The sequence below is a fragment of the Streptomyces sp. SS8 genome, assembly GCF_054072955.1.
This window is the reverse complement of sequence record NZ_JBSVCZ010000008.1, coordinates 89,251-99,647: the sequence shown is the minus strand read 5'-3', so window position 1 is coordinate 99,647 and position 10,397 is coordinate 89,251. Positions and strand designations below refer to the sequence as shown.

The window sequence follows — 10,397 nt, the reverse complement described above, 5'->3', positions numbered from 1 at the left end:
CCGGTCCTGCCGGACGCCGCCGCGGCGCCCTCACCCCCGCCGGCCGGTGACCTCGCAGGTCAGGCCGTGTTCGTCGATACCCACCCGCGCCGTGTCGCCCGCGCGCAGGGCGCCGTCGAGGATCAGGTCGGCGAGGTGGTCGTCCAGGTGGGTGCGGACGGTGCCGCGCAGCGGGTGGGCGCCGGAGTCGGGCTGGTAGCCCTGGTTGATCAACCACTCGCGGGCGCTGAGGTCGACCTCCAGGCCGATGCCCTGGGCGCCCAGCAGCCGGCGGCTGTCCTCCAGCAGCAGCCCGACGACGCGCAGCAGGTCTTCGCGGGTCAGGGGGCGGAAGAAGACGGTCTCGTCGACGTGTTCCAGCAGTTCCGGCCGTACCCGGTCGCGCAGATGCGCCAGGGTCTCCTCGCGCAGCGCGCCGGGGTCGCCGGAGTGGGCCAGCACGCCGCGCGGGTCGACGGTGACGGTCAGGACGACCACCGCCTCCCCGAGGCCGGCGGCGGGGCCCGGGACACCGGCCGGCCGTGCGCCCTCCAGCAGCCGCGCCAGCGAGTCGAGGACATCCGGGTGGGCCCGGTCGATCCCGTCGAGCAGGACGACGGAGTGCGGCCCGCGCCGTACCGCCTCGTCCAGCCGCACCGCCTCCCCACGCCCCTCCCGCAGGGCGCCCGCGCCGAACCGCACCAGGCGGCTCGCGTCGCCCAGGAGTTCGGCGGCCAGGGCCCTGGCCAGCTCGGTCTTGCCCACCCCGGGCGGCCCGGCGAACAGCAGGACCGCGGCGGGCCGCCCGGGCGCGCTCATCCCCGCCCGTGCCCGCCGTACCGCCCGTGTCACCGCCGAGACGGCCTCGTCCTGGCCGGTCACCCGCTCGCGCAGCCTCTCCTCCAGGTGCCGCAGATGCTCGCGCTCGTCGCGGGCCAGCCGGCCGGCGGGGATGCCGGTGCGCCGGGAGACGGCGCCGGCGATGTCCTCCACCGTCACCCGGGCGGCGCTCTCGCGCTTCTCGGCGACGGCGGCCCGCTCCAGGTCCAGCTCCCGCATGCCCTCACGCAGCGCCGCGGCCCGCCCCAGGTCCTCCCGGGCCAGGGCCTGGTCGAGTTCGCGCCGCAGCAGGTCGCGGCGGTCCTCGACCTCCGCGACCTCACCGCTGCGGCCGAGACCGCGCAGCCGCGCCCGGGCGCCGGCCTGGTCGAGCAGGGAGACGGCCTTGGCGGGCAGGAAGCTCCCGGTCAGATGGCGGGCGGACAGCTCGGCGGCGGCCCGCAGCGCCTCGTCGGAGAAACGGATCTGGTGGTGGGCCGCGTAGGAGCCGCGCAGGCCCTCCAGGATGCGTACGGTCTCCTCGACGGTCGGCTCGGGCACCAGCACCGGCTGGAAGCGGTGGTGCAGGGCGACGTCCCGCTCCACATGGCGGCGGTACTCGTCGATGGTGGTGGCGCCCACGACGCGCAGCCCGCCGCGGGCGAGCGCGGCCCGCAGCGCGCCGCCGAGATCGGGGAAGCCGTCGGTGCCGGCGCCCGCGCCGACGAGGGTGTGCAGCTCGTCGAGGAAGAGGACGATCCGGTCGTCGGAGGCGACCTCCTCAACGATCGCGCGCAGCCGCTCCTCGATCTCCTCCCGGTAGCGGGCGCCGGCCACCAGCGCGGCCAGCTCCAGGCCGACGATCCGGCGGCCCCGCAGCTCCGGCGGCACCTCGCCGGCCGCGATCCGCCGGGCCAGGCCCTCGACGACCACGGTCTTGCCGACGCCCGGCTCACCGATCAGGGCGGGGTTGTTCCGGGTCCGGCGGGAGAGCACCTCGATGATCTGGTCGATCTCCTCCGCGCGCCCCACCACCGGGTCCAGCCGGCCCTCACGGGCCTGCGCGGTCAGATCGCGGCCGTAGCGGTCCAGTACGGGGGTGGAGCCGGACCGGTCGGGCGGGCGGGACGGGCCGGAGGCTGCCCTGCGTACCGGCTCGGGTGCGGCGCCCGCGGCGCGCAGCGCCTGGCCGGCGCCGCTGCGGGGATCGTCCAGCAGGGCGGACAGGACGTGCTCGGGACCGAAGCGGGGCGCGCCGGCGGCGCGGGCGCCCGCACGGGCCGCCAGCAGGGCGCGTTCGGCCGCGGGCGTCAGACGGGTCCCGGCGCCGCCGGCGCTCCTGGCGAGGGCCGGGAGCAGTTCGGCGGCGAGCCGGTCCGGTTCCGCCCCGGCGTCCTGGAGAACACGGCGGGAGGAGCCTACCCGGGTGGCGGCCCACAGCAGATGGCCGGTGTCCAGCTCGCCGCCGTCCCCGGCCGCCCGCCCGGCGGCCAGGGACAGCAGTTCCCGGGCGGACTCGTCCGGGAGCGCTCCGGCGGACGCGGCCCGGTCGGCCGGGACCTGGTCCTGGTCCTGGGTCGGTTCCTGGTCCTGGGAACCGGTGCCGAGGAGGCGGTTGAGCGGTTCGGCGAACGGGTCCTGCGGTCCGAACACGGGCGTCGGCATGGAGATCACCTGGGCGGTGCCGGGGTCGGGAGCAGGGGTCGGGGGCCGGGGGAGGCACGGCCCGGCCACGGCCAAGTCTGATCCGGAGTGGAAGGTTCCGCGACTCGGCGCGTCGCCGTGAGGGGGCTCCGTGGGCGGGTTCCCCGGGCGGGCGCCGTCCGGGCCGGTCCGCCGCGCACGCGGCGGATCGGCGGATCGGCGGATCGGTGAGGAATATGCCCGTTCAGGGTTTCCGAATCCGCCCGCTATTCGGTGCGGGCGCTCCGCGGAAAGGGATCCCGGGAGCGGGGGCCGGTCAGGGAGAGCGAGAAGCGGCAGGTCAGAGGTGGTCTGCTGGGGGGTTTGGCGGTCCGCTCCCAGAGAGAGGTCGCGGTTCGGCTGTTTTCCGGGGTGGCCGCACGGCTCTTGACCCCCTGAATGAAACGTTGCAATACTAACGGACTTAGAAAGCGCTTACTGCACTTTTCTCGTGAAATCCCCCTCCAGGCGGCCCTCTCCGGCCCGGCCCGGTGCGAGCGGCCCCGTGCCGTGTGCGGTGAGCGTCCCCCCACGAGAAGGAGCCCACGATGAGAAGCGGAGCCGTACCCTCCGCCAGGAGGCGCAGACTCGCCGCGGTCGCGGCCGGCGCCCTGACGGCGGCCATGCTGGCGACGGTGGCGACCACGGTCGGGGCCGCGGAGCCCGGGGCCGACCGCCCCGGACAGGCGGCACAGCAGGAGCAGAAGGCCGTGGCCGCGCACAAGTCCCAGGCCGCACAGGCCGGGCCGGCCGCCACCGCGGCCGCCTGCGGCGAGGGCTCGTACCAGGCCGAGGCCGTGAAGAGCGGGAGCACCTGGACCGCGCGCCGGGGCGGCGGCACCGTCTACACCGGCGGCAGCATGCGCGACGCGATGCAGGCCGCGATCGGCAGCCTGACCCCCAACCGCTCCTCCAAGGAACGCGTGGTGGTGCGGGGTTCGGGCTCGATCAGCGCCGGGACCAGGGTGTCGCTGCCGAGCAACACCGCCATCGACGTGTGCGGCACCATAGACGTCACCGGCTCAGGCTCCGGTGACCGGGCGCCGATCTACTCCCGCGGCACGACGAACGTCGAGGTCGGGCATCTGACCGTCACCGGCCGCCCGCTGTACGGCGTCTTCATGCGCAACGTCACCAACGTGGTGCTCGGCCAGATCGACATGCGGGTCTCCGGCGGTCTGGGCATCCGGATCGACAACCACGGCGACCGCTCGTCGCGCTCGCGCAACATCCGCATCGACAACGTCTACGTCTCCGGTACCAGCAACCACGGCGTGGAGACCTACGGGGTGGACGGACTGACGATCGGAACGGTGACCGCCCGCAACGTCGGCTACTCCGGCCTGCTGCTCAACGACACGATCAACGCCACGGTGGGCAGGGTCGACGCCGACAACACCGCCACCGGCACCGGTTACGCGGCGTTCCGGATGGCCAACCGCAACGGCCGGGTCGGCAGCAGCTACCCGACCAACATCCGCGTCGGCGAGGTCATCGCACGCGGCGGCGGGCGCGGGGTCTTCTGCGTCTCCGAGAGCGGCGGCGCCGTCATCGACCGGGTGACGCTGACCAACACCGGCAACAACGCCATCCTGATCGAGAACTGCTACAACGTGACGATCGCCTCCCAGGGCGGCACGGTCAGCGGCGGTGGGGAGGTCAGGCTGGCGGCCCGCAGCGAGTTCCCGGGCAACCGGGACATCACCCTGCAGAACATGACGCTGAGCAACACCTCGCTCAGGGAGAGCCCCTGCGGTACGAACATCACCTACCGCAACCTCACCCTGAACAACACCAGCCGTAACACCTGCTGAGCGGACGGGCCCCGCGGAAAGCACCGTACGGCGTCCTCCCGCCCCGCTTCCGGGCGGGAGGACGCCGTACGTGCGGCACGAGCGGCCGTCCGGCGCGGCCGCGGCGCGGTGTAGCGTTGCGATCTCCGAGCCGCCGGCCCCGCCCGTTTCGCAGAAGAGGAGCACCGTGACACACACCGCCGCGGACACGCGCTACGACACCATGCCCTACCGACGTGTCGGACGCAGCGGGCTGAAACTGCCGGCGATCTCGCTCGGCCTGTGGCACAACTTCGGCGACGACAAGCCGCTGGAGACCCAGCGGGCGATCCTGCGCCGCGCCTTCGACCTGGGCGTCACCCACTTCGACCTGGCCAACAACTACGGCCCGCCGCCCGGAGCGGCCGAGGCCAACTTCGGCCGCCACCTCGCCCGCGACTTCCGCCCCTACCGCGACGAGCTGGTGATCTCCACCAAGGCGGGCTACGACATGTGGCCCGGCCCGTACGGCGAGTGGGGCTCGCGCAAGTACCTGCTGGCCAGCCTGGACCAGAGCCTGCGCCGCATGGGCCTGGAGTACGTCGACGTCTTCTACTCCCACCGCCCCGACCCCGACACGCCCCTGGAGGAGACCATGGGCGCGCTGGACACCGCCGTCCGGCAGGGCAAGGCCCTGTATGTGGGCATCTCCAACTACAGCCCCGAGCAGACCCGCGAGGCCGCCCGCATCCTGGCCGGCCTCGGCACCCCGCTGCTGATCCACCAGCCCTCGTACTCGATGTTCAACCGCTGGGTCGAGGACGGCCTGCTCGACGTCCTCGACGAGGCGGGCGCCGGCTCGATCGCCTTCTCCCCGCTGGCCCAGGGTCTGCTCACCGACCGCTACCTGTCCGGCATCCCGGCCGGATCCCGGGCCGCGGGCGACAGCCCGTTCCTGACGGCCGAGGGCATCACCGAGGAGACGCTGGCCACGGTCCGCGCGCTCGACTCCATCGCGCGGCGGCGCGGCCAGACCCTGGCGCAGACGGCCATCGCCTGGGTCCTGCGCGGCGGGCGCGTGACCTCCGCGCTCGTCGGGGCCAGCAGCGTGAGGCAGCTGGAGGACAACGTCGCGGCCGCCGGCAACCTCGACTTCACCGACGACGAGCTCGCCGAGATCGAGAGCCACCTCGCCCGCCGGGCCGGTTAGGCCGGGCCGCTCCCGGGAAACCCGGGCTCCCGGAAGTCCGTGGTCCGGGGCCCGGGAGTCCGGAGCCCGGGAGAGGAGCGGGGCATGGCCATCTCCGTGACGGTGTGGACCGAGTGCGGCCCGGACGACGGCGGGATCGCCGCCGTCTACCCGGAGGGAATGCACAACGCCATCGCCGGCGCCCTCGCCCCCCACGGCGAGTTGCGCGTGCGCACGGCCACCATGGACGAGGAGGAGCACGGGCTCGGCGGCACGGTGCTGGAGGAGACCGACGTCCTGTTCTGGTGGGGCCACAAGCGGCACGGCGAGGTGGACGACGAGGTCGTGGCGCGGGTGCACGCCCGGGTGCTGGAGGGCATGGGGCTGGTCGCCCTCCACTCCAGCGCGGAGTCGAGGGTCTTTCGCGCCCTGACGGGCACCAGCGGCCGGATCTCCGGCTGGCGCCACGGCGACCGCGAGGTGGTGTGGACGGTCGACGTCACGCACCCGGTGGCCGCCGGGGTGCCGCGGCCGGTGGTCATCGGGGAACAGGAGATGTACGCCGAGCCGTTCGACGTGCCCGCCCCCGACGAACTGGTCTTCGTCTCCTCCTTCGCGGGCGGGGAGGTCTTCCGCAGCGGGATGGCCTGGCGCCGGGGGCTCGGCAGGGTCTTCTACTTCAGCCCGGGCCACGAAGAGTACCCGGTCTACCGCCACGCGGGCGTCCGCACCGTCCTGGCCAACGCGGCCTTCTGGGCGGCCGGTCCGGCGGGACCGGGCGGTCCCGCCGGACCGGTGGGGGCTCCGGTGCCCTGGACGTCGCAGCCGCGCGAGAAGGGCTGGTACGAGCGGTGAGGTGCGGGCCGCGGCGTGTCCGCCCCCGCGCCGGGCCTCAGCTCCCGGCCGACAGCCGCCCCGTCGCCAGGCCGTCGCTGATGTCGCGCGACAGGCGCGAGGCCAGCTCGTCCAGGCGTCCGCGGTACTCCTCGAACTCGGTCAGCCGCCGGAACACCTCGCTGTAGCGCGCCTGCTCGGCCAGCGGTAGCTGGAGCACCTGGAGTCTGCGCACGTCCACCCGGGATGCGCTGGAGGCGTGGGTGCCCGCCTGGCGGCCGTTTGAGGGCGCGCGCAGACAGCCCGCGAGGAACCAGGCGTCCACCTTCTCCGGATCCACGCGCAGCGCGTACAACTGGGCGCCGAGCACGGTGGGCGGGCCCTGGTGCACCCAGGCGGCGAAGGCGCGGATCACCCCGGCCACCACCACGTCGCCGGACCTGGCCACCAGCATTCCGCGGTCGGAGACGTCCGAGGTGTGCAGCCAGCCCGTCGGCCCGCCGCCCTGGAGCAGGTCCGGCACGGTCAGCAGGGGCAGACCGTCCTCGCCCGCCTCGCCGCTTCGTACCGTGCCGTCCGGCGGCTGCTGGCCGCCGCGCAGGGTGAGCGCCCCGGCCCGGGCCAGGTCGCCCACGGTCGTCCTGGGCTGCGCGCCCCCGCCGTCCCCGGCCGGCTCCAGAGCGGACAGCGCCCGTCCTGCGGCGCGCAGTCCGGCCAGGGCCTCGCCGAAGCCGCTCCAGGCGCTGGCCAGGTCGAGTTCATCGCCGCCGGGGGCGGGGGAGACGTGGCGCCCGGGAGTGAGGTCGACCTCGTCGTCCAGCAGTTCGATGACGGCCATGCGCCGGGCGCAGTCCGGCAGTTCGGCCGCCCCGCTGTCGTAGGCGCGCACCGCGGTCCGTACGAAGTCGCCCAGCGCGTCCCAGTCCACCCCGCCCTCGCGTGAGGCCGCCGCACGCCGGGAGGCCGCCGCGTCGGCGAGCAGGACCCCGTTGTCCTCGGCGGGTCCTGTGCCCTCGGGGGCGCGCAGCAGCCACAGGTGCAGCGAGACGCTGTGCGGCTGCGCGCAGCCGGGGGGCAGGGCGATGACGGCGCGCAGCAGCCCGGCGCGCAGCAGCGCGCCGCGGATCCTGCGGCCGGCCCGGCGGGAGGCGACGGCCGGCGGCAGCAGCAGCACGGCGGTGCCGCCCGGCCGCAGCCGGGCCAGGGCGTGCTGGACCCAGGCGAGCTCGGACTCGGTGCGCGGCGGCAGGCCGTGCACCCAGCGCCGGTCGGTGGACAGCTCCTCGTAGCCCCAGTCGCGTTCGTTGAAGGGCGGGTTGCACAGGACGACGTCCGCGGCGGCCCGCTCGTGCGGGTCGGCGCGCAGGGAGTCGCCCTCCCGTACGTCCGCCGTCACCCGCACCCCGCCCGCACCGGCCTTGCCGGTCTTCCCCGTTTTCCCGGCAGCGCCCGCCTCGCCGGTGACGAACGCCAGCCGTGCGGCGGCCAGCGCGGCCAGCGCCGGGTCGCTGTCGCAGCCCAGCAGGCGGACGCGTGCCGCCCCCGCGTCCGCCTCGGCCCGCGCGGCGGCGTCCAGCAGATGACCCGCGCCGCAGGCCGGGTCGAGCACGGTCGCCCCGCCGTCCCCGGCCGGGGACGGGCGCGCCGCCAGGGCGACCTCGGCCATCAGGTCCGCCAGGGGCCGGGGACTGGCGCTGACCTGGCGGACATGGGCGTCCAGCCAGCGCTGCAGCAGGAACTCGAAGACCTCCCGCGCCCCTTCGCGCCGTCCCAGCGCCACGGCCTCGTCGACCAGTTCACCGGCCTGCTCGGACAGGGGCGCGGCGTGCGCGGGGGCCTGGCCGCCGAGCATCCGCCGTCCGGCCTCGGCGATGGCCAGACCCGTCTCGTCCCGGCTGCCGAGGGCCTCGAAACCGGGCCAGAGCAGCTCGCGCCCCCCGATCTCCTTGAGCTTGTCGTTCTCCCGCAGCCACCGCTCGATCTCGGCGAGGGAGAACTGGGGGCTGGCGTCGGTGCCGCCGATCCGGGCGGGGAAGGTGTCGTGGCGGCGCCGCCAGTTGCTGACGGCAGCCCGCCCCACCCCGGCGATCCGCGCGATCTCCGCGAGGGTGACCGGCACTGAGCGTGTTGAAGGCATCGAGATCTCCGGGGTCGGATCGGTCGGGGCTGCCACAGGCAACTGTTCGAATTCAAAGCTCCGATGGGAGCGCCGGGAATCGAACAGTCGGTGTCACTGGGCAGGTTACTACGGCGTTTGACACCGTTCACAGAACGAGGCGCCCGGGGTCGTCCGGAACGGGCCGTGAGGGGCGTCCCGGAGCGCGGCGGGCGGTCAGCCGCGCTCCGGGAGCGGGTCGGCGAAGTGCCAGCCGCGTGCGAGGAGTTCGTCGACGGCGGCCACCGCCGCGCGCAGGCGCTCCCGGTGGGACCCGCCGACGACCAGGTGAGGCAGGCCGCGGCGGCTCAGCTCGGCGCGGAAGCGGCCGGTCATCCAGGCCCGCAGATGCTCCCCGTCGCGCAGCCCGTCGTCCTCGAACGGCACGCCGGTGTGGTCGGTCAGCAGCCACAGATGGTGTCTGCCGCGGGCGGCCACGGCCTCCACCCGGGGGCTTCGGCGGCCGGTGTAGCGCTCGTGCCAGACCGTGGTGGCCAGGGCGTCGGTGTCGCAGAAGAGCACGGGGGAGCCGGTCCGCGCGGCGGCGTCCTCCGCGGCGAGCTGGCGCTCGGCGATCAGCTCGAACTCCTCCGGCTCCCAGACGACCTCCCCGAACGGGGCGCCGGGCCGCCGCGCCCGCAGCCGCGCGTACTTCTCCTCGCTGTACCGCCGCCCGTACTCGGGCGCCCAGCCCGTCCGGGCCCACACCCCGCCCCGCGACCGGTAGTGCTCGGCGAGGGCGCGGGAGAGGGTGGTGGTCCCGCTGGACTCCGCGCCCAGCACGACGACCCGGCGGGCCAGGGCCGCGCGCACCGGGGCGGCCAGGTACGGCCAGCAGCCGACGGGATCCTCGCGCACCGCGGTCCCGGAGACCGGGTACGCGGTGCGACCGGGGTCGACGGCGACGGCCGCCGCGCCGAAGCGGCGGCCCAGCTCCGCGCCGTACGCCTCGGAGGTGAAGACCGCGTCGACCGGTCCGGGCACGGCGGCGCGGAAGACCGCCATGTGGGCGTCCCAGACGGCGGGATCGGAGTAGTCGACGGGCACGTCGTCCACCGCCCCGATCACCTCCACGCCCGACTCGGGGTGCTCCTCGCGCATCCACGCCACCCGGTCGGCCAGCGGCACCGACTCCACGGAGGAGGCGCACACCAGCACGGTGAGGCGGCGGCAGCGCGCGGCGGCGGCGCGGACCAGATGGTGGTGGCCGGCGTGCGGTGGGTAGAACTTGCCCAGCACCAGCCCGTGCCCGAACTCCTTGCCCGGCTGCCCGGGTCTCCCGCCCGCGCCCCCGCTCACGCGGCGGCCCCCACCGGGGCCGCCGGGCCGGTGCGGCCGGTCAGCTCGCGCCGCCAGCCGATCAGCCCGGCCACGCACAGGGCCATGAAGCCCAGGTAGAGCAGTGAGGTGAGGTACAGCCCCTTGTGGGCGTACAGGGGCACGTAGACGACGTCGGCGGCGATCCACAGGTACCAGGACTCCACCTTCTTGCGGCACTGGCCGTAGGTGGCGGCCAGCGACAGCGCGGTGGTCAGGGCGTCCCAGAAGGGCACGGTGGAGTCGGTGGCCCGGTCCAGCAGCACGGTCAGCGCGGCGGTGGCGGCCGCGGTCGCGCAGGCCAGGACCCACCAGGTGCGGACGCCGGTGCGGCTGACCGGCAGCCGGCCGGAGGTCGACCGGGGGCCGCCGGCGACCCACGACCACCAGCCGTACAGGGCCAGCGCGATGTAGACGACCTGGAGCCCGGCGTCCGCGTACAGCCCGGCGCCGGCGAACAGGAGGATGAAGAACAGGTTGTTGGCGATGCTGATCGGCCAGTTGGCGATGTGCTGGCGGGCGACGAGCCACACGCACAGCCCCCCGCTGCCGAAGCCGAGCACCTCCACCCAGCTGACGGGGCTGCCGAGCAGGGTGAAGAGGGGCTGCTGGAGGGGAGCGAGCAGGTCCGCGACGGTGTCCACGCGGC

At 75.0% G+C, this 10,397-nt stretch carries 7 protein-coding genes; 3 read left to right on the top strand and 4 right to left on the bottom strand.

Translation table 11 applies throughout. The features are described from left to right. Positions 1-30 precede the first annotated feature (30 nt). On the bottom strand, positions 31-2,463 hold the full coding sequence (locus ACW69E_RS10460; RefSeq protein ID WP_457497885.1) for an AAA family ATPase: 2,433 nt from the start codon (positions 2,461-2,463) through the stop codon (positions 31-33). 566 nt (positions 2,464-3,029) lie between these two features. On the opposite strand from ACW69E_RS10460, the gene ACW69E_RS10455 reads away from it, so the two are divergent. The 3 genes from ACW69E_RS10455 (at position 3,030) to ACW69E_RS10445 (ending at position 6,297) form a co-directional block, all read left to right on the top strand. Then, a complete protein-coding gene (locus tag ACW69E_RS10455) occupies positions 3,030-4,295 on the top strand; it encodes a right-handed parallel beta-helix repeat-containing protein (protein ID WP_457497884.1) in 1,266 nt (421 codons plus the stop codon). A gap of 166 nt (positions 4,296-4,461) precedes the next feature. After that, the gene (mgrA, locus tag ACW69E_RS10450) at positions 4,462-5,463 is read left to right on the top strand and encodes an L-glyceraldehyde 3-phosphate reductase (RefSeq protein ID WP_457497883.1); all 1,002 of its coding nucleotides are present in this window, start codon (positions 4,462-4,464) and stop codon (positions 5,461-5,463) included. A gap of 84 nt (positions 5,464-5,547) precedes the next feature. Further along, entirely contained in the window at positions 5,548-6,297 is a 750-nt protein-coding gene (locus ACW69E_RS10445) for a ThuA domain-containing protein (RefSeq protein ID WP_457497882.1), read from the top strand. Between the two features lie 37 nt (positions 6,298-6,334). Here the strand turns inward: ACW69E_RS10445 and ACW69E_RS10440 are convergent, their stop codons facing one another. The 3 genes from ACW69E_RS10440 to pnuC all read right to left on the bottom strand — a co-directional run bounded on the left by ACW69E_RS10440 (position 6,335) and on the right by pnuC (position 10,392). Next, positions 6,335-8,413, bottom strand: coding sequence for an N-6 DNA methylase (locus ACW69E_RS10440; protein ID WP_457497881.1), 2,079 nt, complete (start codon positions 8,411-8,413; stop codon positions 6,335-6,337). A gap of 195 nt (positions 8,414-8,608) precedes the next feature. Continuing rightward, positions 8,609-9,730, bottom strand: a complete 1,122-nt coding sequence (locus ACW69E_RS10435; protein ID WP_457497880.1) for an AAA family ATPase — start codon at positions 9,728-9,730, stop codon at positions 8,609-8,611. Further along, positions 9,727-10,392, bottom strand: a complete 666-nt coding sequence (gene pnuC, locus ACW69E_RS10430) for a nicotinamide riboside transporter PnuC (RefSeq protein ID WP_457497879.1) — start codon at positions 10,390-10,392, stop codon at positions 9,727-9,729. Before pnuC ends, ACW69E_RS10435 begins: the two co-directional genes overlap by 4 nt. Positions 10,393-10,397: the final 5 nt, after the last annotated feature.

Coding starts and splice junctions, on each gene's coding strand:
- ACW69E_RS10460 (WP_457497885.1), bottom strand. CDS start 2,463: ATGCCGACGCCCGTGTTCGGACCGCAGGACCCGTTCGCCGAACCGCTC.
- ACW69E_RS10455 (WP_457497884.1), top strand. CDS start 3,030: ATGAGAAGCGGAGCCGTACCCTCCGCCAGGAGGCGCAGACTCGCCGCG.
- ACW69E_RS10445 (WP_457497882.1), top strand. CDS start 5,548: ATGGCCATCTCCGTGACGGTGTGGACCGAGTGCGGCCCGGACGACGGC.
- ACW69E_RS10440 (WP_457497881.1), bottom strand. CDS start 8,413: ATGCCTTCAACACGCTCAGTGCCGGTCACCCTCGCGGAGATCGCGCGG.